Origin of the sequence: Actinoalloteichus hymeniacidonis (genome assembly GCF_014203365.1) — a bacterium.
GTDB classification, from domain to species: domain Bacteria; phylum Actinomycetota; class Actinomycetes; order Mycobacteriales; family Pseudonocardiaceae; genus Actinoalloteichus_A; species Actinoalloteichus_A hymeniacidonis.
Genome location: NZ_JACHIS010000001.1, coordinates 4479406 through 4505635 on the forward strand (window position 1 = coordinate 4479406; position 26230 = coordinate 4505635).

The following is a 26230-nucleotide window of genomic DNA, read 5'->3' on the forward strand; positions in this document are numbered from 1 at the left end:
AGACCTCGCACGCGAGCGAGCCGACGCCCCGCCGCCGCGCCGCAACGCAGCGGCGGAAACATCAGACCGCCGGTCCACCAATGGAATTCAGTGGACATCGGGACGAGCGCACCCTCGCCAAGGCCGCCGATCGAAGGCGTACGTGCCGATCCCTAGTCGCACACACTGCCATTCATTGTGAACTCGCCAGGCACCGAGACAGCACCGCTGTGCGTGGCCAGGAATTCGAAGTCCACCGACGCTCCTGGCGCGATCGAGGAGTTCCACTCGGCTCCGCGCACCGTGATCGTCCCCGTGTCCGCCACGACAGTGGCGTTCCAGGCCGAAGTCACGCGTTCGCCCGGCGCCGAAGTCCACGACAACGACCAATCCTCGATGGGCTCGGTCCCGTTGTTGGTCACGGTGACCGCTCCGATATAACCGGTCCCCCACTGGTTCCGGACCTCGTATCCGACCGCGCAGTTCGACGCGTCAGGCTCGAGCTCGAAGGACACCTCGTGCAGTTGACCGGGGAGATCGTTGACCACGTACAGCTCGCCGTCGGCGTCCTCACCGAACGTGGACACCTGGATGGGGAACTCACCGATCACCGCGCTGGGGTGGGAGCTCTCCGGTGCGGCATCGATCGCCCAACCGGTAGCCGTGCAGTAGTCCGTCGTCACATACGCGCCAGCCGCAGCGTCCGCGAACTGCGCGCCCCGGTAGACGTGACCGCCCACGATGGCGCAGCCGTCGGCGCCGGTCTGATAGGTGAACACCGGCTCGACGTAGTCGACGTCCGACGAGCACCGCGAAGGATCGAACTCCGAGGTGCCCTCCCGGCACGGCCATCCGAGGTTTGCGCCTCCCTGGTCGGGCGCGAGCCGGTTGACCTCCTCCTGGGTGCCCTGGCCGACGTCGGCGATCCACAGCGAGCCGTCCTGCGAGTCGAAGGAGAATCGCCACGCGTTGCGCAGGCCGTAGGCCCAGATCTCCGGCCTGGCGTTCTCATCGCCGACGAAGGGATTGTCGGCGGGTACGCAGTAGGCGTCGGGACAGTCCGCGCTCACGTCGATCCGCAGGATCTTCCCGAGCAGGCTCCCGAGGTCCTGGGCGACATCCAGCGCGTCACCGGAACCGCCACCGTCGCCGAGACTCCAGTACAGCGCACCGTCCGGGCCGAAGGCGACCTGGCCACCGTTGTGGTTGGTGAACTCGCTGTGCGGCTGGGTGATCAGTACTTCCTCGGCGTCGGCGGGCACGGGATCCTGGGCCGCATCGGACAACGCGAACCTGGACAGCGTCACCTCGCCTGCGGGCAGCGAGGTGTAGGCGACGTAGAGGGAATGGGTCTCCTCGAAGTCGGGCGAGGCCGCGATGCCCAGCAGTCCCCGCTCGTTCGCCGTGTCGTCGACGCGATCGGTGATATCCAGCAACGGTTCGCTCTCGAGCCCGGAATCGGGGTTGTACACCCGAACGGTGCCGGGTTTCTCCGCGATCAGCAGTCGGGAGCTGCCATCGTCGGGTGCGGTTATCGCGGTGGGACGTTGGAGCCCGGAGGCCACCTGGGTCGTGGTGACCGCTAATCGGTCGAGCTGTTCGGCTGCGGCAACCGATGCAGCGGGGGCGGAACCGGCTGACTCTTCCGCTGTCGCAGCGCCGATCATGCCCAACGGCGTAATGACGGCTGCCACGACCACGGCGGCCGACCGCCGCACTAATGATCTCCTCGACATCGTTTCTCCTCCCGGACATGCCGGTTGGGGGACCCGTCTGTCACCGCACGCCCGCTGACGGACCGGTCCAGGTGATTGAGGCCACTGGGAACGTAGCGTGATCATCGAGGAGGCCGGTACCGCCAGGGAGAGCGTTCTCAGGCAACGCACGAAGCGCTGCCCTATTGCGGCGGGAGATCTCGACACCAGCACCGCATAGGGACCGCACGATGCGGCAGACTATGGACGAAAGCCCAGTTCACGGTGCCCGCCATGTCGGTTCGGCGGCTGCACTGTTCGATCGATGCAGCCGCCGAGGCACGACATGGCGGTGATCTTCAACCGTGCGGCGGGCAGCTCAGCCCCGACGCCGGTGTGCGAACTGTCGTGGCGGCGGCGCCGGGATCCGTGGCTGCCGGGCCGAGCCCGGTCCCGCGATCGGTTCCCGCTTCTTCCCCGCCCGACGACGTTCGGCCCTACTGAGCCCAGGCGTCGGTGCTTCCGAGAGCTCGATGGCCTCGGACGGCGTGGTGGGGATGGCCTCGCTGGTCGACGCGAGGGCTGATGGAAGTCTGAATTCATTTCGCGACATAGAACATCGCCTCCTCAGGTTTCGAGGAATACTGCGGACAGCCCGGCATCGGTATCGATGATCGACGGCAGTCGTCAACGATGACACCAAGGCGGAGTGGAGAATCGACGATCAGACCTACGCACAGAAGGCGTCGAAGTCGATCGGACACAGGCACCACCGACCAAGCGGCGGGCGAGAACGTGGGATCAGAACACCACGGGATGTGAGCTTGTCAGCGCATGACCGAAGACTAGCAACGCCCTCCGCGACGGTACAACCGATTTATCGCCCGGAGTTGGAATCGGCCCCGATCCACCGCCACGAGGCGTCAGCAGCGCTGGTCAAGTAGGTTGAATACCTCGGTTCGGTTCCCACGGCCGGCTCATCCGATGAGGACCGGGGACCGAGACGATCTCGGCCCCCGGTCCTCATCGGGTCGTCATACACGCGGCCGACACGGCCGCGTGGCTACTCGGGATCAGCTACATCCGGACGTCGAACCGCAGCCCTCGCAGAGGTAGCACGAACCGGACGGGCGCATCTTCGTGCCACAGGTGAAGCACAGCGGCGCGTCCGCGGCCTTGCCCAGCCGAAGTTCCAACAGCTCCGTCGAGCTGCCCGCCGACCGCGGTGCCGCGCTCGCCGCAGGCGCCTGAGTGCGCTTGCTGTCGGCATCGACGGAGGTCCGAAGCTCCTCGAGGTCGACCTTCTCGGCCTCGGCGGCCGGGTTTGCCGAGTAGTCGTTCTCGACCTGCGCAGTGCGCTCCGCCGCGGTGAAGACGCCCAAGCCGGCACGCTTCTCGTAGGGCAGGTAGTCCAGCGCCATCCGACGGAACAGGTAGTCCAACACGCTCGTCGCGATGCGGATGTCCGGGTCGTCGGTCATTCCCGCAGGCTCGAAACGCAGGTTCTGGAACTTCGAGACGTAGAACTCCAGCGGAATCCCATACTGCAGGCCCACCGAGATGGACATCGAGAAGGCATCCATCACCCCGGCCAGAGTCGAGCCCTGCTTGCCGAGCTTCACGAACATCTCGCCCAGACCGTCGTCCGGGTAGGAACCCGCATGCAGGTAACCCTCGGCACCGCCGACCGTGAAGGAGTAGGTCTGACTCGGACGCTTCTTGGGCAGCCGCTTACGCACTGGCCGGTACTCGACCACGGTCTCCACCGGCGCTTCTGCGGTGTTGTTCTTGGACACCGACAGCGGCTGGCCGACCTTGCAGTTGTCCCGGTAGATCGCCAGGGCCTTGAGGCCGAGCTTCCAGCCCTCGAAGTAGATCTCCTTGACCTCGGCGACGGTGGCGCTCTCCGGCATGTTCACCGTCTTGGAGATCGCACCCGAGATGAACGGCTGCACCGCAGCCATCATCCGCACGTGCCCCAGCGGCGAGATGGAACGCTCGCCCATCGCGCAGTCGAAGACCTCGTAGTGCTCGGCGCGCAGTCCGGGAGCATCGACCACGTGGCCGTTCTCGGCGACGTACTCGACGATCGCCTCGACCTGCTCCTGCTGGTAGCCCATGGCCTCCAGCGCACGCGGGACCGTCTGGTTGACGATCTGCATCGAGCCGCCGCCCACCAGCTTCTTGAACTTCACCAGCGCCAGGTCCGGCTCGATACCGGTGGTGTCGCAGTCCATCATCAAACCGATGGTGCCGGTGGGAGCGAGCACACTGGCCTGAGCGTTGCGCCAACCGTTGACCGTGCCGATCTCAAGGCCCTGCTGCCAGGCCCGGCTCGCCAGCGTGCGCACGGTGTCGTCGTTGGAGTGCAACGTGCGGATGTCGTCGTTGGCGGCGGAGTGCTTGCGCATCACCCGCTGGTGGGCCTCCGCGTTACGCGCGTAGCCCTCGTAGGGGCCGACGATGCCTGCCAGCTCGGCCGAACGACGGTAGGCCACGCCGGTCATCAAGGAGGTGATGGCGGCAGCCAGCGAGCGGCCACCCTCCGAGTCGTAGGCATGCCCGGTGGCCATCAACAGCGCACCGAGATTGGCGTAGCCGATGCCCAGCTGGCGGAAACGCCGGGTGGTGTCGCCGATGGCCTCGGTCGGGAAGTCCGCGAAGCAGATCGAGATGTCCATCGCGGTGATGACCAGCTCGACGGACTTCTCGAACAACTCACCGTCGAAGGTGCCGTCCGCCTTGAGGAACTTCATCAGGTTCAGCGAGGCGAGGTTGCAGCTCGAATTGTCGAGGTGCATGTACTCCGAGCAGGGGTTCGACGCGGAGATCCGACCCGATTCAGGACAGGTGTGCCAGTCGTTGATGGTTCCGTCGTACTGGATGCCCGGGTCCGCGCATTCCCAGGCTGCCTGGGCGATCTTGCCGAAGAGCTCGTCGGCGTCGACCTCGTCGATGACCTCACCGGTGATCCGGGCTCGCAGACCGAAATCACCCCGAGACTCCACGGCTCGCATGAACTCGTCGGAGACCCGCACCGAGTTGTTCGCGTTCTGGTACTGGACCGACACGATGTCGGATCCGCCCAGGTCCATGTCGAAGCCCGCGTCACGCAGTACGCGAACCTTGGCCTCCTCCTTGGCCTTGGTCTCCACGAACTCCGCGATGTCGGGGTGGTCGACGTCGAGGACGACCATCTTGGCGGCCCGCCGAGTGGCGCCACCCGATTTGATGGTTCCGGCGGAGGCGTCCGCGCCCCGCATGAACGAGACCGGGCCCGAGGCGGTGCCACCCGAGGACAGCAACTCGCGGGACGACCGGATCCTCGACAGGTTCAGCCCCGCACCGGAGCCGCCCTTGAAGATCAAGCCCTCCTCGCGATACCAGTTGAGGATCGACTCCATCGTGTCGTCCACGGCCAGGATGAAGCAGGCCGAGACCTGCTGCGGCGACGTGGTGCCGACGTTGAACCACACGGGTGAGTTGAAGCTGAACACCTGGTGCAGGAGCATCCAGGTGAGCTCGTGCTCGAAGACGAGTGCGTCCGCATCGGTGTCGAAGTAGGCGTGCTCGATACCCGCCGCGACGTAGGTCTTCACCACCCGGTCGATGAGCTGACGCAGGCTGTGCTCCCGGGTGTCCGCGCCGACCGCACCTCGGAAGTACTTGCTGGTGACGATGTTGACGGCGTTGACCGACCAGAAATCCGGATACTCCACACCACGCTGCTCGAAGTTGACCGAGCCATCGCGCCAGTTCGTCATCACGACGTCGCGGTGCTGCCAGGTCACCTCGTCGTAGGGATGAACTCCCTCGGTGGTGTGGACACGTTGCACTCGCAGGCGCCGACCTTCGGTGCCGGTCGGCCCTGCGGCGGAGTTCGCCGCCGCTTTGGCCCGCTTGGACCGTGCCGGTGCACTCCCGACGGTCTCTGTCATGCCGCTCACTCTCAATTCTCCTGGGTCGGTCGGCGATCCCCGCGCACGCCCCGGCCCGGCTCGTTCCGCACTTTGTCGTCGCTCATCGCCGCCCCGGGCCTGGTAGGCCCGGGGCGGTACCGCACTGTGATGTCCCTGTCCCGCCGAGAGGGCGGACGGCCCTCTCGCGGTCGATCAGTTCGCCGTGGTGTTCTCGGGCGATCTGGAATCCGAAGCCGCCGTCCGCAGGTCGGCGATCTCCTTCTCGAAGTCCTCCGCCGACGAGAAGGATCGATAGACGCTCGCGAAACGCAGGTACGCGACTTCGTCGAGGCTGCGCAGCGGGCTGAGGATCGCCAACCCAACCTCATGGCTGGGGACCTCGGCGCTGCCGGTCGCCCGGATCACTTCCTCCACCCGGTGCGCCAGTTGTTGAAGGGCGTCCTCGTCGACCGGCCTGCCCTGGCAGGCGCGGCGCACGCCTCGGACGACCTTGTCCCTGCTGAAGGGCTCGGTGACCCCGGATCGCTTGACCACCGCGAGGACCGACTCCTCGACCGTGGTGAATCGCCGTCCGCAGTCCGAGCAGGATCGCCTACGCCGAATCGCCTGGCCTTCCTCGACCTCGCGGGAGTCGACGACTCGCGAGTCGGGGTGCCTGCAAAACGGACACCGCACGATCCATCACCTCTGCATATCCGGTTGCCGAGAACAGCCCGTGTCGTTCCTGCCACCAAGCCTGTACAAGCTGTGGCCAAAACCCAACCTGTGGACCCACTGAGTAAGTGCAACCACTAGATGTTGGGGTAGAACCTAGGCTCCACCGGATCGGATTGCAAGTCGACAGACCGTGCGCCACGCCGGTGTCGACAGCCGACGCGCGCAGCCCTCGATCAGTGGTTCCCGACGCCCGTTCCCGCCGGAACGCGCAGCACTCGACCGACGCGTAAGTCGGCGGCATCGGGCCCGTTGAGCAGCTTGATCCTGGCCACGACCTCACCCTGCGGGCTCTCGGGAACGGTACGCCTGGCGATCGACCACAGCGTCTCTCCCGCGCCGACGAGCGTGGTAGTCGTCGCGGCCGGCACGGAATTCACCGGGATGGGCTGCGTCACTCGCCCGAGGATGCCGAGGACGAGCAGCACCGACACCACGGCACAGACAACGGCCGCCATAGACGACCGGCGACCGACACGGTCCACACCCCGGCGCCCGGCGCGAGCGATGCCCACCGCGCAGGACGGCTCATCGCGCACGGCCGTACCCTTCGCCAGCAATCGCTCGGTGGGACGCCGGACTCGTCGCGGTCGTACCTGCTCACGACCGCGTTCCTGCCGGGGCAGCGCAGAGGGATGAAGCGGGTGGCGCACGGCGTTGGAGGGGATGGTCACGAGTCCTCCTACGAAGATCTCTCATATTCGAACAGGTGTTCGATAGAACTCTCGTTCGAATTTCTACCACCGCATTCGCGGCAGAGCCAGCCCAGCGGGAGAATTCCTTCGAACAGGTGTTTGATCTTGCGAAGGAGGCGAGTTACCGTTGTGGTCACTTCACGGCTTCAAGATCTCACCAATGACTAAGGCGGGCACCCCATAACGGGTGTCGAGAGCGTGGCCTGTGCGACAGGCCGGGAGGCACGAGATGGCACGCAGGACGACGGCGCAGGACACCGGCGGCGAACGCGAAAACGCGACGGTGCGTGCACTATCCGAGCAGTCCGAGACCCTGACCGCAGTCGAGGAATTGACTCCGAGGCAACGTCGAGTACTCGAGGTCATCCGTGAATGGGTGGATCGGCAGGGATATCCGCCGAGTGTGCGCGAGATCGGCGAGGCAGTCGGTTTGACCTCGACCTCCTCGGTCGCCCACCAATTGAGGACGCTGGAGCGCAAGGGCTACCTCCGTAGGGACCCCAACCGACCCCGTGCGGTCGGAGTGCTGCCGGTCGAACGGATCCAGGCCGCCGACGTCGTCGCGGCGCCCGAGACGGACGGCGCCCCGGTCTACGTGCCGCTGCTGGGTCGGATCGCCGCAGGTGGCCCCATTCTGGCCGAGCAGGCCATCGAGGAGGTCTTCCCCCTGCCCAGGGAGATCGTCGGGGAGGGATCGCTGTTCCTACTCAAGGTGGCCGGTGACTCGATGATCGACGCCGCGATCACCGATGGCGACTGGGTCGTCGTCCGACAGCAACCCACAGCGGAGAACGGCGACGTCGTGGCCGCGATGATCGAGGGCGAGGCCACGGTGAAGACGTTCAAGCGCCGGGACGACCACGTGTGGCTGATGCCGCACAACGCCGCCTATGAGCCCATCCTCGGCGACGAGGCGAGCATTCTCGGCAAGGTGGTCGCGGTCCTGCGCAGGCTCTGACACCTGCTGCCAGCTCACCTAGCGGCCCCAGAGCACCGTTCGGGTGGATGAGCGCCCGCGTCGGGGGACGTCGAAGCCGGTCAACGCCGGGAGCGTCGCCGACCCCACCACCACACCAGACCCAATGCCACGGCCCCGGCGAGCAGGACGACGCCCCACTCCTGTTCGCTCGGCGCCTCGGCAGGCGCTGGTTCGCTCTCGGCCCCCTCCGGCTCGGTGTTCGACGGCGCGGTGGGCTCCTCGCGAGGTGGAACGGCCGCAGGCTCCCGACGCTCCAGCTCCGCCGCAAGCAGCCCGACGGCATCGGGGACGGCTCGGATCGGTTGGTCCGCCCCCTCCGAGCCGCTGAGCAGGGTCCCGTCCGGCTCGATGGCGACGGCCTCCCCTTGGGGCTCGTCGGGCAGCGGAATGCGCAACGGCTCGTTCTCCAGAGCAGTGGGCACATCACCGTCGGGCGCTGCGAACAGATACGCGTCGGTGTAGGTCCGCAGGGCGACGACCGAGCCATCGGGATGAACCGATCCCCCGGTCACCACAACGGAACCCACGAATCCCGGGATGGGCCCGCCAGGGGTATTCGAGCCTCTGATCCGGACCGAGCCGACGCGTTCCAACGGCACCGGGCCCGGGCTTTCCAACGCCTGCGCGGGACGATAGATCTCGGCGGGTCCCAACAATTCCTTGGTGACGATGTAGGGAATTCCGTCCGAGCCGATCAACAATGCCTCCGCATCGCGTGGCCCATCGGGATAGGTGAGCCGGTGCAGCGCGGACTGACCGTCGGGAGTCACGGAGATCAATGCGACGGTCTCGCGCCGCATTCGATTGTCACCCGTCTCGGCGACCCACAGCACTCCGTCCGGGGCCATCGCCAGATCGCCCACGTCATAGTGGTCGATTCCGGTGGTGAGGACCCGCTCGACGGAGCAATCCCGATTCAGCACGAAGACCTGCACGAAGGGATCGTGGTCGTTGACCACGTACCAGTGCTCGCCATCGGAGACCAACCCCGACAGCATGGTGATCGCCGGGTCGGTGATCACGCAGGAGGGCACCGGTTCCGGGACCACCACGGACGCCGATGCCATCGATCCCGCGCCCAGTGAGCCCGCCACCAGCCCCAACGCCGTCAGCAACGACAGCCATCGGAACCGGCGCCGGGCCGTCTTACACGAGTGCGTCGGCCAGTTCTGCGGCGAGACTGACGCCGACCCTGGCGCGAATCGTCGTGCCCTCATCAGAATGTCGCTCCTCGAGGACCTCGCCCTCGGCGTGAATACGCGCGGAGAGCCGACCGTTCGTGTAAGGCACGAATACCTCGACCAGGGAATCCGGCCGAGGAATGAGCTCGGCGATCCGTTCCTGGAGTGCGTCGATCCCCGCTCCGGTCTGCGCGGAGACGAAGACTGCGTCCGGGAACAGATGCCGCAAGCGCGCGATCGCCACCTCGTCGGCGGCGTCGGTCTTGTTGACCACCAGGAGTTCCTGCGGCATCGGGTCGTCGCGATCCTTGGTGATCTCCGCAAGCACGTCGCGCACCGAGGACACCTGACGCTCCGGCATCGGATCGGCGCCATCGACCACGTGGATCAGCAGATCGGACTGGCCGACCTCCTCCAGCGTCGAGTGGAACGCATCGACCAGCTGATGCGGAAGGTGTCGGACGAAGCCGACGGTGTCGGTGAAGGTCACCGTCCTGCCGTCTGGGATCGTTCCTCGGCGGGTGGTCGGATCCAGGGTCGCGAAGAGCGCATCCTCGACGAGCACGCCTGCGCCGGTGATGGCGTTGAGCAGACTCGACTTGCCCGCGTTGGTGTAACCCGCGATGGCCACGCTGGGCACCTCGTTGGCGATCCGACGGCCGCGCTTGGTCTCCCGCACCTTGCCCATCGCACCGATCTCGCGCCGAAGCTTCGAGATCCGCTTGTGAATCCGCCTGCGGTCGGTCTCGAGCTTGGTCTCGCCTGGGCCACGGGTTCCGATACCGCCGTTGCCCATCTGGCCACCCGCCTGCCGGGACATCGCGTCACCCCAACCACGCAACCTCGGCAGCAGGTAACGCAGCTGAGCGAGCTCGACCTGCGCCTTGCCCTCTCGGGAACGGGCGTGACGGGCGAAGATGTCGAGGATCAACGCGGTGCGGTCGATGACCTTGACCTTGAGTTTGTCCTCCAGCTGCCGAAGCTGGCCGGGTGAGAGCTCGCCATCGCAGATCACGGTGTCGGCGCCGTTGGAGGCGACGAGATCACGAAGCTCGATGACCTTTCCCGAGCCGATGTAGGTGGCTGGGTCGGGACGCTGTCTGCGTTGAATCAGGCCCTCGAGGACGTCGGAGCCCGCCGTCTCGGCCAACCTGCCCAGCTCTGCAAGAGACGCCTCCGCGTAGGCGACGTCGCCGTCGGTCCACACGCCGACCAACACGACCCGCTCCAACCGGAGCCGCCGGTATTCGACCTCGCTGACGTCGTCGAGTTCGGTCGAGAGACCGACCACACGTCGTAGCGCCGCGCGATCGGAAAGCTCCAGCTCGCCTGCGGACAGGAATTCTTCACGGGCCTCTTCGGGCCGCTGCATCGATGTCGTCATACCCCTCCATCATCTCACGCACGGCAAGCGGATTACGAGGGTTCACTCGCCGTATCGGAGATACCAGCGCATCGGTGGACTCGTTCATTCCCGACCCGGCGTGGCGTGCGGCACCTCACGTGTGGCGAACAGTCGAACTGATTAGTCCGACCGATGCATCAAGGCCATTCGGACCGGGGAAACGACCGCTCGTCCCACAAAGCCCAAAAGCACGTTGACCTGGTCTTATGTATCCACGAGGGTGCCAACTCGTGACCCGGGAACCCCTCCGTGACAGCTGCGGACCGCATCGTGACTTCCGCACACTCTGGTTGAGTGACGTCGCAAGTCAGTTCGGTACCGCCGTGCACTTCGTCGCCATTCCACTGATCGCGGCGACCGTCCTTTCCGCAGGTCCCGTGGAAATGGGCCTGTTGACCGCCGCAGGCACCGCGGCGAACCTGGTGCTCGGCCTGCCCGCAGGCGCCTGGATGGACCGGATCCGCAGGCTGCCGGTGATGCGCTGGGCCGAGGCGGGCCAGTTACTGCTGTTGGCCTCGGTGCCGATCGCCTGGTGGGCCGGGGCACTGGCGTTTCCGCACCTGCTCGCCGTCGCACTGCTGTGCGGCGGCATGTTCACCTTCTTCGAGATCGCTAGCCAATCCCATCTGCCCACGATCGTCGGCCGCGCGGATCTCTCGGAGGCGAATCGCAAGCTGCACACCACCCGGCAGGTGATGCATTTCTCCGGCAGACCGCTCAGCGGTGTACTCGCCCAGTTCCTCGGCGCGACGAACGCGCTGGTGGCGAGTGTGCTCGGCTTCGGCGCCTCGCTGGCGCTGCTGGGGCGCATGCGACCCGAGCATCCGATGGTCGACTCACGTGGCAGCCGAGGCAGATTGGGCACCGAGGTCGCCGAGGGGCTCCGGTTCCTGTTCGCTCACTGGTTGTTACGGCCGACAACGCTTTTCAGCATGAGCCACTACTTCTTCCTCAACGTGTATGTGGCGGTCAACGTGCTCTTCCTCGTCCGCGACCTACACCTCGCGGAGGGCACCGTCGGTCTGCTGCTCTCGGTGACGGGCGCCGGCGGCATCCTCGGCGGACTGACCACCAGGTTCTGGTCGAACGCGTTCGGAGCGGTCCGCGCGATGATCGTGGTGACCGTGGTGACCACGCCGTTCCGGTTGTTGGTCCCGCTCGCCGAGAGCGGCTGGGGCATCGCGCTGTTCGTCGTGGGTGTCCTGGTGGGCGGGTATGGAACCGTGGTCTTCGCGGTCATCCAGGTGAGCCTGCGGCAATCGGTGTGTCCCGAACGCCTATTGGGCAGGGTCAACGCCTCCACCCGATTCCTCACCTTCGGGGCCATCCCCCTCGGCGCACTGACCGGCGGTCTCCTCGGCGCCGTGATCGGCATCCGCGCGACGATCCTGGTCGCGGCCGTGGGCATGACGGCCTCGTGTTGCTGGCTGTTCGTCGCGCCACTGCGGCATCTACGTGAGGCGCCCGAGGAGCTGCTGGCCGCCGAGACGGGGCTCCGGTCGATCGTGCAGCCACCGAAGCCGGACCACCACGGCGAGGCCGACGGCGCCGCCTCCCGCTGAGACGCGCCCCGCCCTGAACCGCAGGCCGACCATGCCCGGCCCCGGGGGCGGTCGTGGCGTCGCACCGATGCCGAAGACCGGCGTGGAGGACAACCGACCGCCACGGAGCGGATCAGACGACGTCGGCCTGCTGCCACCACAACGCGTCGAGGCTGCCCTCGGCGACGAGGACTGCGGAACCGGTGAGCTGCGAGTCATCGGTTCCGATGGTCACCGTCAGCGGCCCGCCGAGGGTGTTGACCAGCATCCGGCCGGTGTCCCGCCCATCGGCGCGCAGTGCGGCGGCTACCGCCGCGACGGTCCCGGTGCCACACGACCGAGTCTCGCCGACGCCGCGTTCGTGAACGCGCATCTCGGCCCGGTCGGAGTCGATCGGCACGATGAACTCGACGTTGACGCCGTGCGGGAAGGCCACGGGGTCGTGCGCGGGAGGCACGGTGAGGTCCAGGTCGGTCAGTAGCGCGGCGCGGGCCTCCGTCTGCCCGTCATCGGCAGCGCCGATGACACAGGCGAGGTGCGGGTTGCCCACGTCGACGGCGATTCCGTCGAAGGTCCGGCCGCCGACGGCTGCGGTGCTGGCCGCGCCGATCCGGACCCGCCCCATGTCCACTGTCACGGTGCCGTCGGCTCCTACGAGCACGCCCTTGGGCCCGGAACGGGTGCCGATGACGAACTCGCCGGGGGCCGCAAGCCCGGATTCGACGAGGTAGTGAGCGAAGACGCGGACACCGTTGCCACACATCTCCACGATCGAGCCATCGGAGTTGCGGTAGTCCATGAACCAGCTGTCCTCGGGAACGCCCGGGTGAGAGTCGTTCAACGCAGCCGAGCGCACGACCCGGAGCACCCCGTCGGCGCCTATGCCCCGCCGCCGGTCGCACAGCGCACGAACTCGGTGTTCGGTCAGCTCCAGGTCGCCATCGGGATCGGGCAGGATCACGAAGTCGTTCTGCGTCCCGTGTCCCTTGCTGAATCTCACGTCCGCCACCCACTCAGCCTAGAACCGCGTCGCGGGCGGCCGCTCAGCGACGGGTCGCCGCGACTACCTCGTCGACCGCGTTCTGATCGGCCGCATCGAGCCACCGGATGCGCTTGTCGCGCCGAAACCAGGAGCGCTGCTTGCGGACGAATCGGCGGGTGGCCTGCACCGTGTCCGCGGCGGCAACCGCCAACTCCGCTTCGCCGCCGCCTGCGTCGAGCGCGGCGATCACCTGCTGATAGCCCAATGCCCGCGCAGCGGTGCGGCCCGAACGCAGCCCCGCCGACAGCAGTCCCCGCACCTCGGCGACCAACCCCGCCGCGAACATCCGGTCGACCCGCAGCTCGATCCGCTCGTCCAACGCGGCTGGTTCCCGGTCGAGCCCGAGCATGATCGCGTCGTAACGCGGCGGACCGGGTCTGGGCATCGTCGCCGAGAACGGTCGACCGGTCAGCTCGATGACCTCCAAGGCCCGGACCAGCCTGCGTCCGTTGCTGGGCAGGATCGCCTCGGCGGCAACGGGGTCGAGTTCTGACAGCCTGGCATGCAGGGCAGGGGCACCGACCTCCGTCAATTCCGACTCCCACCGGGCCCGGATGCCCGCGTCCGTGCCGGGGAACTCGAACTCGTCCAACACCGCCTGCACGTACAGTCCGGAGCCGCCGACGAGTACCGGCGTCCGGCCTGCGGCGATCAACCGTTCGATGGTCATTCGGGCATGCCGCTGGTAGGCGGCCACCGAGGCCGTCTCGGTGACGTCGAGTACGTCGAGCTGATGGTGGGCAATGCCTCGGCGCTCGGCCTCGGTGATCTTCGCGGTTCCGATGTCCATGCCCCGGTAGAGCTGCATGGCATCCGCATTGACCACCTCGCCGCCGGTCTCCTCGGCGATGCGGACACCCAGGTCCGACTTGCCCGTCGCGGTCGGGCCCACCACGGCGATCAGCCTGGTCATGGGATGTGTCACGCGCGAGAGCCTAGAGCCGTCGATCCAGCGGATCGGCCGGCAGTCCCGGATGCCGTCCGCGTGGCTCGGCGGACCGGCGCGGACGCCCGGGACTGCTCAGGGTCGCCGGTGGCCACGCGGCTCCTCGGGATTCGACCGCCATGAGGCGACGTGATAGCCGATACCGAAGGGGGCTGCCGAATAGCGCAGCTGTGCCGTCCATCGCCGTGGTGTGGCCAGGACCGCGCCCGCGAGGACCTGCCACCCGACCCGACCGGATACACCGAGTTCGTCGGCCTCTCTCGCGTCCAAGGCGGCCAAGGCATCCGGTGCGGGCTCGGCCAATGCTCGGGCCACGGCGTCGTCGAAGGCCGCCCCACGCGGGTCGGGTGGCAGTGGCGAGCGTTCGGATCGGCGGGCGCACCCGTCGCCGAGGACCAACAGCCCGACGGCGCGATCGTCGGACTCGGCCTCGGCCAACTCCCGACCGGCGGCCAGAGAGTCCGCAGCCGACAGACGGGGTGAAAACGGACACATCCGTAGCCGGTGAGCGCCGACCTGGCCGCGCAACCATGCCGCGATCAACACAGGCAGCGGCCAATCCGAGTCGGGCCGTGTCGTCTGATCGGGTTCCCGATCATCCAACTGGACGATCACCTCCGCGCCGGGACCCCCGAACCCACCGAAGCTCCCCCGGCCGCGCGAAGTCGCCCGGGTGGACTGCCCAGCGAATACGACGAGCCAGTCCTCGGTGGATTCGCGTAGTTCGGCGACGGCCGCCAGACATGCCGCCCGCACCGGTTCGGTTTCGGCCACCGCACCGCCTACCAGCTCCGGAACCAGCAACGGAGGGTGCGGCAGAGCCGCTACACCGACGATCACACCGGCCACGCTAGCGGCTTGCCCGACGTTCTCCGGAGAAGAGGTCGGCCCTTGCGGTACCCAAGAACGAGTTGACCTGTTTCAATGCCCGCGCGGGTAACAGCCGACCTGGCATGAGACCCGCGTGCTTCGGCCTCGTTCAGGCGAGGCGTCCGTGGACACCACGGGCATGAAGGCGGCAGGCAAGGAGGAGCCGGCTATGACCGATCAGCAGACGACCCCCGTGGTGGCGGCGGGATCTGAGAACACCCGCCCCGCATCGACGACACCTGCGGTACCCCAGGCGTCCAGGGAACCGAGTAGGTGGGGGCGCGTCGACGCAGACGGAACCGTCTTCGTGACGAGCGCGGGCGGTGAGCGCGCGGTCGGCTCGTGGCAGGCGGGCGACGCCGCAGAGGGGTTGGCGCACTACGCACGGCGGTTCGACGACCTACTCACCGAGGCGAGCCTGCTCGAGGCACGGCTGGCCTCGAAGGCCGGTGACCCCAAACAGTCGCTGACCAGCGCTCGCCAGCTCCGCGAGGGACTGGACGACGCGGCGGTGGTGGGCGATCTCGCAGCGTTGGCCGTCCGGCTCGACCATCTCATCCAGGTGGCCGAACAGGCGGTCGGGGTGGCCAAGCAGGAACGCGAGGAAGCCCGTTCCTCTGCGACCGCGCGCAAGCAGGCTCTCGCCGAGGAGGCGGAGCAGATCGCTGCCGATTCCACTCAGTGGAAGCCCGCAGGCGATCGACTGCGGGCGATCGTGGACGAGTGGAAGGAGATCCGCGGCGTCGATCGCAAGACCGACGAGCAGCTCTGGCGCCGATTCGCCAAGGCGCGGGATGCGTTCAACCGCAGGCGCGGCGCCCACTTCGCCGACCTGGACCGGCAGCGGCTGGTGGCCAAGGCCCGCAAACAGGAGCTGGTAGACGAAGCCGAGCGGATCGCCGATTCCAGCGAATGGGCCGACACCGCAGCCCGCTATCGGGATCTGATGGCCGAGTGGAAGGCGGCGGGCCGCGCTCCCAAGGACGCCGACGAGTCGCTCTGGCAGCGTTTCCGGGGCGCGCAGGACAAGTTCTTCGCTCGCCGATCGGCGACATTCGAGGAACGCGACGCCGAGTTCGCCGTCAACGCCGAGGAGAAGGAGAAGCTGCTGGTCGAGGCGGAACAGCTCGATCCGGCCGCGAACCTCGACGCGGCTCGTTCCCAGCTTCAGCGCATTCAGGAACGCTGGGACGAGATCGGCAAGGTTCCCCGGGATCGCATCCGCGAGCTCGAGGGCAGACTTCGGGCCGTCGAGGAGCGCGTCCGCGACGCCTCGGATGCGCGATGGCGCCGGACCGACCCGGAGGCCGAGGCCAGGGTGGCCCAGTTCCGCGAACGAGTCGAGCAGTTCGAGGCGCAGGCCGCCAAGGCCAGGGCGGCGGGCAATCGGCGCAAGGCCGAGCAGGCCGAGGCGCAGGCCGCACAGTGGCGTGAGTGGTTGACGACTGCGGAGCACGCCCTGGCGACCCGCTGACGCGACGCCGAAAGCAAACGGCGGGGAACGCACCGGAGCAACAGCCGGTGCGTTCCCCGCCGTCGTCGGACCCCACGATGTCGGACATCGAATCCAGTGGCCCCTCGCCCATCGGAATTCAGGCGGACGGTCGGGCGCCGGGGCCCGGGGTCAGTCGCGGGACCAGGCCAGCGGGAACCACTGCATCGTGATGAAGAGGATCGCCAGCACGGTGACGATCAGTCCGGCACCCGGACCGGGCAGGTCGGGCACGGTCTGCCGCGACCAGATCGCGAGCATCCCCTCGAAGACGGAGTGACCGCAGCCGAACGCACAGATCCAGGTCAGAAACCAGCGGCGTACCACCAACGTCAACGCGGTGACCAGAACGCCGAACAGCAACACCGTGGCTGCGAACACCCTGCTCAGCAAGCCGATCTCCAGTGCAGGCTCTGCCGAGCCCAGCAGGACCTCCATGCCGGTCGCGTCGCCGACCCAGGGCAGTGCGAAGCCCAGGATCAGCAGCAATGCCCCCGCAGCCAGATACAGCGCACGTCGACCCGGGTCGAAACGTCGCAGCAGCTGCCGCTCGGCGCTGGAGAGCGCGACCCTGGTCGCCCGCTCCTCGGTTGCGGTCTCGGTGCTCAACTCGTCCGCCTTCTCTGTCATCCGGCCCGACATCCGTCCACGGCGGGCGCCTGTTCCTCGGGCGCGCCGAAGGACGGCAGCCCCAGGCTCACGCCCTTGGTCTGCGGACGTACCCCGGCCTCCCAGTTGTCACCTGCTCTGGTCCTGCGGTGCGAGAGCAGCTCGCCATCGGCCACCAGGTGATGGGGTGCGGCGTAATCGATCTTGGTCGTCACGACGTCGCCGGGACGGACCATGTCGTCCACCTCGGGCCCGGTCGGCGCGAAGTGCACCAGTCTGCCGTCCCTGGCCCGCCCGGTGAGGCGTCGGGTGGTGGTGTCCTTGCGGCCCTCGCTCTGTGCGACCAGCACCTCCACGGTTCGACCGAGCTGCTCCTTGTTCGATTCCCAGGAGATCTCCTCCTGTAGAGCGATCAGCCGCTCGTAGCGCTCTTGAACGACCGCCTTGGGCACCTGGTCGGTCAGTTCGGCCGCGGGCGTGCCGGGACGCGGCGAGTACTGGAAGGTGAAGGCCGAGGAGAAGCGCGATCGACGCACCACGTCGAGGGTGGCGGCGAAGTCCTCCTCCGTCTCGCCGGGGAACCCCACGATGATGTCGGTGGTGATCGCCGCCGAGGGCATCGCCGCCCGCACACGCTCGAGGATTCCGAGGTACCGCTCGGAGCGGTAGGAGCGCCGCATCGCCTTGAGAATGCGGTCCGAGCCGGATTGCAGGGGCATGTGCAGCTGGTGGCAGACGTTGGGCGTCTCGGCCATCGCCGCGATCACGTCGTCGGTGAAGTCGCGCGGGTGGGGCGAGGTGAACCGCACTCGTTCGAGCCCGTCGACCTGGCCGCAGGCACGTAGGAGCTTGCCGAAGGCCAGTCGGTCGCCGAATTCCGCGCCATAGGAGTTGACGTTCTGTCCCAGCAACGTCACCTCCGAGACGCCCTCGGCGACGAGTGCCTGGACCTCGGCGAGGATCTCGCCCGGTCGACGGTCGCGTTCCTTGCCTCGCAGCGAGGGGACGATGCAGAACGTGCAGGTGTTGTTGCAGCCCACCGAGATCGACACCCAGCCGGAGTGGGCGGAATCGCGGCGAGCAGGCAGCGTGGAGGGGAAGACGTCCAGCGCCTCGAGGATCTCGACCTCGGCCTCCTCGTTGTGCCGGGAGCGGTCGAGCAGTGCGGGCAGCGAGCCGATGTTGTGGGTGCCGAACACCACGTCCACCCAGGGCGCCCGCTTGACGATCTCGCCTCGGTCCTTCTGCGCGAGGCAGCCGCCGACGGCGATCTGCATACCCGGGTTGTCCTGCTTGACGGGTCGCAGGTGGCCGAGGTTGCCGTAGAGACGGTTGTCGGCGTTCTCACGAACCGCGCAGGTGTTGAAGACCACGACATCGGGGGTGGCGTCGTCCGCCGCTCGAACGTAGCCGGCGTCCTCGAGCAGACCTGCCAGACGCTCCGAGTCGTGCACGTTCATCTGGCAGCCGTACGTGCGGACTTCGTAGCTTCGGGTCACGCGGTTCAGGGTACGAGCCGTCGAGCCCTGGTCGCGTGGGTGGGGCGCAGGCCGTGGACGTCGGGGGCCCGACATGGGTCTCGGCAGGTCGGGGCCGGTATGCGCTCCGCCGCTGCGTGCAGCCGCGATCCGACTCGATCCGGACCGGCGGGCGAGGTGAAGACCACGCTACGGGCATGTTTCTTGAAAGATCTTGAACTAGACGAAACCGCTGTTCAGAGGCATCGCGACCCCGCAGAATCGGCCGAGAAAAAGTACCGGTGAGGTCACGGAGCAGCGCACCGAGAGCAATTTCGTCGCAGCTCCCGTTATCGTGTGCGGCCATGAGCGCATCGTCGGGGCAGCCATCAATGATCAGCGTGTCCTCCGTGGACAAGTTCTTCGGGCCGCTGCATGTGCTCAAGAACATCAACCTGGAGGTCCCGCGCGGCCAGGTCCTCGTCGTCCTCGGCCCGTCCGGCTCCGGGAAGTCCACCCTCTGCCGGGCCATCAACCGGCTGGAGCCGATCGACTCCGGTGCCATCGCCGTCGACGGCGCGCCGCTGCCCAGCGAGGGCAAGGAGCTGGCGAAGCTGCGATCCGATGTCGGGATGGTCTTCCAACAGTTCAACCTGTTCGCACACAAGACCATCGTCGAGAACGTGATGCTCGGCCCGGTGAAGGTCCGCCGGATGCCCAAGGAAGAGGCCAGGACGCTGGCGATGAGCCTGCTCGAACGAGTCGGCATCGCCAATCAGTCCGACAAGTACCCCGCCCAGCTCTCCGGCGGCCAGCAGCAGCGTGTCGCGATCGCACGCGCGCTGGCGATGAAGCCCAAGGTGATGCTCTTCGACGAGCCCACCTCGGCGCTGGACCCGGAGATGGTGCAGGAGGTCCTCGACGTGATGACCGACCTGGCCGAAGAGGGCATGACCATGCTGGTCGTGACCCACGAGATGGGCTTCGCACGCAAGGCGGCGCACCGAGTCGTGTTCATGGCCGACGGCGAGGTGGTCGAGGACTCCACTCCGGAGGAGTTCTTCACCGCGCCCAAATCGGATCGGGCCAAGGACTTCCTCGGCAAGATCCTGACCCACTGACCGGTCACACCGGCCTTCGGCGGCTTATCCACAGTTCCACCAGGCGGCGCGCGCGGTGCCGCTGACGACAAGAAAGCAGGACACCACGATGAAGATCCGCAACCTTGCGGTGACTCTCCTCGTCGGCGGGCTGGCGTTGACCGCCTGTGGGCGCGAAGGCGGACCTGGCGATGGCGGCAACGAGCCCGTCGAGCAGGATGTCGCCACCGACGTCGTGCTGGAGGGCTCCCCGACCTTCGACGCCATGCAGGAGCGCGGCACCGTGAACATCGGTGTCAAGGAGGACCAGCCCGGACTGGGGCTGTTGGACCCCACGACCGGCGAATACTCCGGTTTCGACGTCGAGATCGCACGGCTGATCGCCGCCGAGCTGGGCTTCGACCCCAACGAGGACATCGAGTACCAGGCGATTCCCTCGGCATCGCGCGAGCAGGCCATCGCCAACGGCCAGGTCGACTACTACGTCGGCACCTACACGATCAACGACGGCCGCAAGGAGCAGATCGACTTCGCGGGCCCGTACTACCAGGCCGGTCAGGACCTGCTGATCCGCCAGGAGGACGCCGAGGAGATCACCGGGCCCGACACCCTGATGGGCAAGGTCGTCTGCTCGGCCACCGGTTCCACCCCGATCCAGCGGGTCCGGGACGAGGGTCTGACCGAGGAAGACAACATCCGCGAGTTCCAGCTGTACTCCGAGTGCGTGGAGCAGCTGCGCATCGGAGAGGTCGACGCGGTCACCACCGACGACGCGATCCTGCTCGGCTACGCCGCGGAGAACAGCGACGAGCTGACGGTCGTCGGGGAGCAGTTCTCCGAGGAGCCCTACGGCATCGGCCTGCCGCTCGATGACGAGGTCCTGCGCAACGCGATCAACGACATCCTCGACGAGTCGCGGGAGAACGGGAAGTGGCAGGAGATCTACGACGCCACTCTCGGTCAGTCTGGTTCGACCGCCGAACAGCCCGAGGTCGAGCGGTACTGAGTCATAGCGGAACCGGTGGCCACCGAGACGGTGACCACCGGTTCTTCTCTTGCTGCCGGATGAGGACACGATGAACGAACTCCAGCAACTCTGGTCGGTCTTCGCCGATAACTCCGACGCGTATCTGCGCGGATTCGGCAATACGCTGCGGCTCTTCGCCGCCGCCGCGATCGGCTCCGTCGTGCTCGGAGCACTATTGGCGATGCTCCGAGTCAGCCCGGTACCGGTGTTCCGGGCCATGGGCACCCTGTACGTGACGGTGGTGCGTAACACCCCGCTGACGCTGGTGTTCGTGTTCTTCGTCTTCGCCTACCCCTACCTGGAACTGAACAGCTTCGCGCCCTTCACCGCAGCGGTGATCGCGTTGACGCTCTACACCGCCGCATTCGTCTGCGAGGTGTTCCGCTCCGGAATCAACACGGTGCCGGTCGGGCAGGCTGAGGCATCCCGGGCGTTGGGGCTCACCTTCACGCAAAGCCTGGGCGAGGTGATCCTTCCGCAGGCCGTGCGATCGGTGTTCCCGCCGCTGGTCAGCGTGCTGATCGCTTTGCTGAAGAACACCACGATCGCCGCAGGGTTCTCCGTTGCCGAGGCCGGTGCCCTGCGCAGCATCCTTTCTGAACGCGGATACGACGTCTTCTACGGGCTCCTCTGGGTCCTGGTGTTCTTCGTTCTGCTGGTTATTCCGCTGACGCTGCTACAGCGCAGCCTGGAGAAGCGTTGGAGTGTGGCCCGATGACCTCGGTTCTCTACGACCTGCCAGGTCCGAAGGCACGCATCCGCAACCGCATCCTCGGCGTCATCGGCATTCTGGTGCTGGTCGCCGGCGTCGGCTTCGTCGGTTACCGGTTCTGGGCCACCGGCCAGTTCGACGCGGAGCGCTGGGAGTGGATCCTCTACGTCAACGTGCAGCTCGGTCTGGTCGACGCGCTGCTCAACACGCTGACGGCCTTCGGGCTCGGCGCGGTGTTCGCCCTGATCTTCGGGGCCATCTTCGCGGCGGGCAGGCTCTCCGACCACGTCGTGCTGCGCGGCCCAGCGATGGTGGTGGTGGAGTTCTTCCGCGCCGCCCCGCTGGTCGTGCTGATCTTCATCTTCTACTACGGGCTAGGCTTGCCTCAGCTGTGGGCGTTGGTGCTGGGTCTGCTGCTCTACAACGGGTCGGTGCTGGCCGAGGTCTTCCGTGCGGGTGTGAACTCGCTGCCCAAGGGGCAGAGCGAGGCTGCCTACGCGATCGGTATGCGCAAGACACAGGTCATGAACATCGTTCTGCTGCCGCAGGCATTGCGCGCGATGATGCCTGCGATCGTCAGCCAGCTGGTGGTACTGCTCAAGGACACCGCCCTCGGCTTCCTCATCACCTACGAGGAGCTGCTGGACTACGCGCGGCTCATCGGCGGACTCGGTCAGTTCGCCAGGCCGCAGATCCCGACGGCCCTGGTGGTCGCCGCCATCTACATCGCGCTCTGCCTGTTGTTGACCTGGGTGGCGAGCATCCTGGACAAGCGCCAGCGCAAGACGAAGAAGGTCGCCGTCAAGTCCGGAGCCGAGAAAAAGGCTGCCGCAGCAGGTCCGGCTGCGGTGGGTGTCGATATCCCCGGGCGCAACATCGACGTCGGCGAATGATGCAGCGGTCGCTGCCATGACCGCTTGTTGACCCGAGATTCCGCGAGCCGGGTCCGCACCAGCACGGTGCGGACCCGGCTCGTTGTTCGAATGGGCCCGAGTAGCCGAGTTGTTCTGAGTCGGACTCGATCAGGAGATCCGGGTCGCGGTCACAACCCGTTGGCCGTCGGCGTGGGTACAGACACCCTCCTGCGCGACCTCCACCGCGCAGTGCCATTCCCCGATCCGGATTCCAGCGGTCCCTGGTGCTCCGAGTTGAGCACCTGCGGGCAGGGAGTCGTGGTGTGCGGCCACCACCTCGCGCGCCCGGTCGCAGTCCAGCGGGGTTCCGATGGCCGTGACGCGCACCGCTCCGGTGGCGGAGTCCACCACCCCGCAATCCGCCTCGCTCGGCACTGTCTCGCGTCTACCGATCTCAATGGTCTTGGACGTCGGGGGCGACAGGTCGGGGTCGACGGTCTGCCGTCGCTGCGTAGAGGGATCGACGGAGCGCGGGAAGCTAGGGCTCGGCACGATCGACGCCGGTTCGTCCGGTGTCTCGGAAGCGGAAGGCAGCGGCGTGCCGGTCGGCGCAGCAGAGGTGGCCTCGGTGGTGGTGGCGCCCGGGTGCTCGGGACGGTCCGGGCGGACCGGCTCGTTCGCACAACCGGTCAGTAGGAGTAGCAAAGCCGTCGTGAAGCCCACTCCCCGTCCCAGGCGTCCGCGAACGCGCCCCGGCGGGGGCACCGACTCGGTCATCGAAGGACGATCGGCGTGACCGTGGTCAACGGCGCTGGCGGAGCTGGCCGCCGACGCCCTCGTCGTCGGCTCCACGCCAGAGGTCGGGGTCATAGGGAGCATCGGACACCTCCACCTTTCTGGCTTCGGCGATCACCGGCCCGCTGTGCCGATGCCTTGCCTCCGGCACCGTGCAGAGGTCGGCGGCGTCGATGCTCAACCGGTCCACATCGTTGAGCATCCGCAGCACCGGCCCGGTGTCCCCATGGCGATTGCGCAGCTCCGCGACGCATCGACGTACCTCTCCGATCGCGCGTTGCATGGCAGCGATCTCACCCGTCGTCATACCGGCCTCCCGATCTCATGGGTCGAATCTGCTCTACCCCCGACCGCGGGTTCACGGTGTCACTGCCTGCCCCGGCCCGGGCAAGCTCAGACTCTCCCCACAAACGATCCCTGTGACAAGGGACACGGCAGAGTTTCACCAGGACCGGCCACTCAAACCATTCACCCAGCGTGACTTCACTTAATCGATTTTGAACCCGAGCGTGTGTCGCCTACTGTGTGAGCGGAAACACGAGCGCGTTGCCAACGTCGTCGAGCGCTTTCACGGGCACTGCCCGTAGACATCGACAGGAGGCAACGGTGAGCAGGTCGTCCGACAACCAGGCCGCGCAGCATCCGGTGATCGCCGAGGTCACGAACCGGATCATCGCCCGAAGCAGGGAAACTCGAGGCGCATACCTCGCCCGAACCGCACAGGCTGCTGGAGACGGACCCGTCCGAGCGGGCATGGCCTGCAGCAACCTCGCGCACGGTTTCGCGGGCTGCGCCGGGCCCGACCGGATCGCCATTCGAGGGATGGTCAAGCCCAACGTCGCCATCGTCTCCTCCTACAACGACATGCTCTCCGCGCACCAGCCGCTGAACGACTTCCCGAACTGGATCAAGGAAGCCGTCCGTGAGGCGGGTGGGGTTGCGCAGTTCGCAGGCGGTGTGCCCGCCATGTGCGACGGCATCACCCAAGGCCGTGACGGCATGGAGTTGTCGTTGTTCAGCCGGGACGTGATCGCCATGTCCACCGGCGTGGCGCTGGCCCACGAGATGTTCGACGGCGCGCTCCTGCTCGGCGTGTGCGACAAGATCGTGCCGGGGCTACTCATCGGCGGGTTGTCCTTCGGCCATCTGCCGATGCTGATGGTGCCCGCAGGACCGATGAGCTCCGGTCTGCCCAACCGGGAGAAGAGCCGGGTCCGACAGCTCTTCGCCGAGGGACTCGCGAGCCGCGAAGACCTCCTCGAATCAGAGTCGGCCTCCTACCACTCCCCCGGTACCTGCACCTTCTACGGGACCGCGAACTCCAATCAGCTCCTGATGGAGGTCATGGGCTTACACCTGCCGGGATCGAGTTTCGTGCAGCCCGGCACCCCACTGCGTAAGGCCTTGACCGAGGCGGCGAGCAAACGAGCGGTGGAGATCCGCCGCTCGGGCGAGGAATACACCCCGCTCGCCGAGATCGTCTCCGAGCAGACCATCGTGAACGCCGTGGTGGCGCTGCTGGCCACCGGCGGCTCCACCAACCACACGATCCACCTGGTCGCCATCGCGGCCGCAGCCGGGATCGTCCTGACCTGGGACGACTTCTCCGATCTCGCCGAGGTCGTGCCGCTGTTGGCCCGCATCTACCCCAACGGCCCCGCCGACATCAACCACTTCGCGGCGGCGGGCGGCGTGCCGTTCCTGATCGGCGAGTTGCTCGATGCCGGACTGCTCCACCGCGAGGTACGCACGGTCGCGGGCGACGGTCTCGACCGCTACCGCCAGGAACCGCGATTGATCGATGGTCACCTGGAATGGCAGGACGGCACGCCGACGAGCCTCGACGAGGACGTCCTACGCGGTGTCGCCGAGCCGTTCGACGCCGACGGTGGGCTCCGCATCCTCAAGGGCAACCTCGGCCGCGCCGTCATCAAGATCTCGGCCGTGCAGGAGCAGCACCGCGCCGTGATCGCGCCTGCCCGGATCTTCCCCACCCAGGCGGCATTCGATACCGCCTACCGGGCAGGCGAGCTCAACTGCGATGTCATCGTCGTCCTGCGCAACCAGGGACCGGCCGCCAACGGGATGCCGGAACTTCACGGTCTGACCCCGGCTCTCGGCTCCCTGCAGGATCGAGGCCATAAGGTCGCACTCGTGACGGACGGCCGTATGTCGGGTGCGTCGGGAAAGATCCCGGCCGCCATCCAACTCTCGCCCGAGGCCGCCATCGGCGGCCCACTGGCCAAGGTCCGAGATGGCGACATCGTCCGACTCGACGCCGATCGGGGCACCCTCGAAGTACTGGTGCCCAACCATGAACTCGAGGAACGCGAAGCGATCGACGGCCCGCCGAGCCAGGCGGCGTGGTCGGGAACCGGACGAGAACTGTTCGGAGCCCTCCGAGCGGCGGTCACCCAGGCCGATGAGGGCGCCCGGACATTCAGCGTGCCCCAGCCGGGGTATGCCGAGGTGGAGGCGAACCGATGAGCACCCAGAACGAACCGACCGATCTGCTCGGCATCTCGCCGGTCATTCCGGTGGTGGTGATCGACGATGCCGACCACGCGGTGCCGCTGGCACGAGCACTGGTCGCAGGGGGAATCTCCATCATCGAGGTCACGCTGCGCACGCCCGTCGCCCTACAGGCGATCGAACGAATCGCCGCCGAGGTGCCCGACATCCTCATCGGCGCAGGCACCGTGACCGCGCCCGCGCACGCTGCTCAAGCCGCCTCGGCCGGAGCCAGGTTCCTCGTCACGCCCGGCAGCACGCGTAGCCTGCTCCAGAGCGCCGAAGAGACCGGACTGCCCATCCTTCCCGGCGCTGCGACCGCGTCCGAGGCGCTCCAGCTCGTCGAGATGGGCTACTCCTCGCTGAAGTTCTTCCCCGCCGAGGCAGCAGGCGGCGTCGGTTACCTCCGATCGCTGGCAGGCCCCCTGCCGCAGCTCAGGTTCTGCCCCACCGGCGGAATCAGCCCGGACAACGCGGCAGGTTATCTGGCACTTCCCAACGTCGGCTGCGTCGGGGGCTCATGGTTGACACCGGCCAAGGCCCTGGCCACCGGAGATTGGAAGTCCGTCACCACCCTGGCCACCGCGGCAGCAGCACTGCAGCGCTGAGCAGGCGGCCGCAGCGAGGGTCGCGGCACGCTACCGACATCGGATATCCGGCGATCGACCTCGAAAGTCGTCGGCCGCCGGATGTTCGTGTCGGGAGCA

General features: G+C 67.2%; 22 protein-coding genes. 9 read left to right on the forward strand and 13 right to left on the reverse strand.

Annotated features, from left to right (window positions below; translation table 11 throughout):
• Positions 1-152: 152 nt before the first annotated feature.
• From BKA25_RS18615 to BKA25_RS28455, 4 genes are all read right to left on the reverse strand, one after another.
• Entirely contained in the window at positions 153-1715 is a 1563-nt protein-coding gene (locus BKA25_RS18615) for a PQQ-dependent sugar dehydrogenase (protein WP_069847970.1), read from the reverse strand.
• A 1031-nt stretch (positions 1716-2746) separates the two neighbouring features.
• Entirely contained in the window at positions 2747-5611 is a 2865-nt protein-coding gene (locus BKA25_RS18620) for a vitamin B12-dependent ribonucleotide reductase (protein ID WP_069847969.1), read from the reverse strand.
• A gap of 174 nt (positions 5612-5785) precedes the next feature.
• Complete coding sequence (nrdR, locus tag BKA25_RS18625; protein WP_069847967.1) at positions 5786-6268, reverse strand: transcriptional regulator NrdR; 483 nt, start codon at positions 6266-6268, stop codon at positions 5786-5788.
• Between the two features lie 215 nt (positions 6269-6483).
• Complete coding sequence (locus BKA25_RS28455) at positions 6484-6981, reverse strand: LysM peptidoglycan-binding domain-containing protein (RefSeq protein WP_069847965.1); 498 nt, start codon at positions 6979-6981, stop codon at positions 6484-6486.
• A gap of 250 nt (positions 6982-7231) precedes the next feature.
• On the opposite strand from BKA25_RS28455, the gene lexA reads away from it, so the two are divergent.
• Positions 7232-7960 (forward strand): transcriptional repressor LexA, encoded by a 729-nt coding sequence (gene lexA, locus BKA25_RS18635; RefSeq protein WP_069847963.1) that lies wholly within the window; start codon positions 7232-7234, stop codon positions 7958-7960.
• Positions 7961-8040: 80 nt separating this feature from the next.
• Here the strand turns inward: lexA and BKA25_RS18640 are convergent, their stop codons facing one another.
• Complete coding sequence (locus tag BKA25_RS18640; RefSeq protein WP_260331257.1) at positions 8041-9198, reverse strand: hypothetical protein; 1158 nt, start codon at positions 9196-9198, stop codon at positions 8041-8043.
• Positions 9128-10546, reverse strand: coding sequence for a GTPase HflX (gene hflX / locus BKA25_RS18645; protein ID WP_084642732.1), 1419 nt, complete (start codon positions 10544-10546; stop codon positions 9128-9130). The genes BKA25_RS18640 and hflX overlap by 71 nt, the downstream gene beginning before the upstream one ends.
• Before the next feature lie 251 nt (positions 10547-10797).
• On the opposite strand from hflX, the gene BKA25_RS18650 reads away from it, so the two are divergent.
• Positions 10798-12129 (forward strand): MFS transporter, encoded by a 1332-nt coding sequence (locus tag BKA25_RS18650; RefSeq protein WP_172803756.1) that lies wholly within the window; start codon positions 10798-10800, stop codon positions 12127-12129.
• A gap of 112 nt (positions 12130-12241) precedes the next feature.
• On the opposite strand, the gene dapF is transcribed toward BKA25_RS18650, so the two are convergent.
• The 3 genes from dapF to BKA25_RS18665 form a co-directional block, all read right to left on the reverse strand.
• A complete protein-coding gene (gene dapF, locus BKA25_RS18655) occupies positions 12242-13117 on the reverse strand; it encodes a diaminopimelate epimerase (RefSeq protein WP_216637808.1) in 876 nt (291 codons plus the stop codon).
• Positions 13118-13151: 34 nt separating this feature from the next.
• Positions 13152-14063 carry a tRNA (adenosine(37)-N6)-dimethylallyltransferase MiaA gene (gene miaA / locus BKA25_RS18660; RefSeq protein ID WP_069847959.1) on the reverse strand — a complete coding sequence of 304 codons (912 nt, stop codon included), beginning with the start codon at positions 14061-14063 and terminating at the stop codon, positions 13152-13154.
• 108 nt (positions 14064-14171) lie between these two features.
• Entirely contained in the window at positions 14172-14936 is a 765-nt protein-coding gene (locus BKA25_RS18665) for a class III extradiol ring-cleavage dioxygenase family protein (RefSeq protein WP_069853436.1), read from the reverse strand.
• A gap of 199 nt (positions 14937-15135) precedes the next feature.
• On the opposite strand from BKA25_RS18665, the gene BKA25_RS18670 reads away from it, so the two are divergent.
• On the forward strand, positions 15136-16440 hold the full coding sequence (locus tag BKA25_RS18670; protein WP_069853435.1) for a DUF349 domain-containing protein: 1305 nt from the start codon (positions 15136-15138) through the stop codon (positions 16438-16440).
• A gap of 150 nt (positions 16441-16590) precedes the next feature.
• On the opposite strand, the gene BKA25_RS18675 is transcribed toward BKA25_RS18670, so the two are convergent.
• A complete protein-coding gene (locus tag BKA25_RS18675) occupies positions 16591-17088 on the reverse strand; it encodes an Rv2732c family membrane protein (protein WP_069853434.1) in 498 nt (165 codons plus the stop codon).
• On the reverse strand, positions 17085-18566 hold the full coding sequence (gene miaB / locus BKA25_RS18680) for a tRNA (N6-isopentenyl adenosine(37)-C2)-methylthiotransferase MiaB (RefSeq protein WP_069847957.1): 1482 nt from the start codon (positions 18564-18566) through the stop codon (positions 17085-17087). The genes BKA25_RS18675 and miaB overlap by 4 nt, the downstream gene beginning before the upstream one ends.
• Before the next feature lie 350 nt (positions 18567-18916).
• On the opposite strand from miaB, the gene BKA25_RS18685 reads away from it, so the two are divergent.
• From BKA25_RS18685 to BKA25_RS18700, 4 genes are all read left to right on the forward strand, one after another.
• Entirely contained in the window at positions 18917-19645 is a 729-nt protein-coding gene (locus BKA25_RS18685; RefSeq protein WP_157421374.1) for an amino acid ABC transporter ATP-binding protein, read from the forward strand.
• An 88-nt stretch (positions 19646-19733) separates the two neighbouring features.
• A complete protein-coding gene (locus tag BKA25_RS18690) occupies positions 19734-20630 on the forward strand; it encodes a glutamate ABC transporter substrate-binding protein (RefSeq protein WP_069847953.1) in 897 nt (298 codons plus the stop codon).
• A gap of 70 nt (positions 20631-20700) precedes the next feature.
• The gene (locus BKA25_RS18695; protein ID WP_069853433.1) at positions 20701-21369 is read left to right on the forward strand and encodes an amino acid ABC transporter permease; all 669 of its coding nucleotides are present in this window, start codon (positions 20701-20703) and stop codon (positions 21367-21369) included.
• Positions 21366-22256, forward strand: a complete 891-nt coding sequence (locus BKA25_RS18700) for an amino acid ABC transporter permease (protein ID WP_069847951.1) — start codon at positions 21366-21368, stop codon at positions 22254-22256. The genes BKA25_RS18695 and BKA25_RS18700 overlap by 4 nt, the downstream gene beginning before the upstream one ends.
• A 129-nt stretch (positions 22257-22385) precedes the next feature.
• Here the strand turns inward: BKA25_RS18700 and BKA25_RS18705 are convergent, their stop codons facing one another.
• Both BKA25_RS18705 and BKA25_RS18710 read right to left on the reverse strand, forming a co-directional pair.
• Positions 22386-22994 carry a hypothetical protein gene (locus BKA25_RS18705; protein WP_069847949.1) on the reverse strand — a complete coding sequence of 203 codons (609 nt, stop codon included), beginning with the start codon at positions 22992-22994 and terminating at the stop codon, positions 22386-22388.
• 25 nt (positions 22995-23019) lie between these two features.
• Positions 23020-23319: an Rv0250c family protein gene (locus tag BKA25_RS18710; RefSeq protein WP_069847947.1), complete on the reverse strand. Its 300-nt coding sequence runs from the start codon at positions 23317-23319 to the stop codon at positions 23020-23022.
• A 299-nt stretch (positions 23320-23618) separates the two neighbouring features.
• Between BKA25_RS18710 and edd the strand changes: the two genes are divergently transcribed.
• Both edd and eda read left to right on the forward strand, forming a co-directional pair.
• Complete coding sequence (edd, locus tag BKA25_RS18715) at positions 23619-25499, forward strand: phosphogluconate dehydratase (RefSeq protein WP_069847945.1); 1881 nt, start codon at positions 23619-23621, stop codon at positions 25497-25499.
• Positions 25496-26131 carry a bifunctional 4-hydroxy-2-oxoglutarate aldolase/2-dehydro-3-deoxy-phosphogluconate aldolase gene (gene eda, locus BKA25_RS18720; RefSeq protein WP_069847943.1) on the forward strand — a complete coding sequence of 212 codons (636 nt, stop codon included), beginning with the start codon at positions 25496-25498 and terminating at the stop codon, positions 26129-26131. Before edd ends, eda begins: the two co-directional genes overlap by 4 nt.
• The last annotated feature ends 99 nt before the right edge of the window (positions 26132-26230 follow it).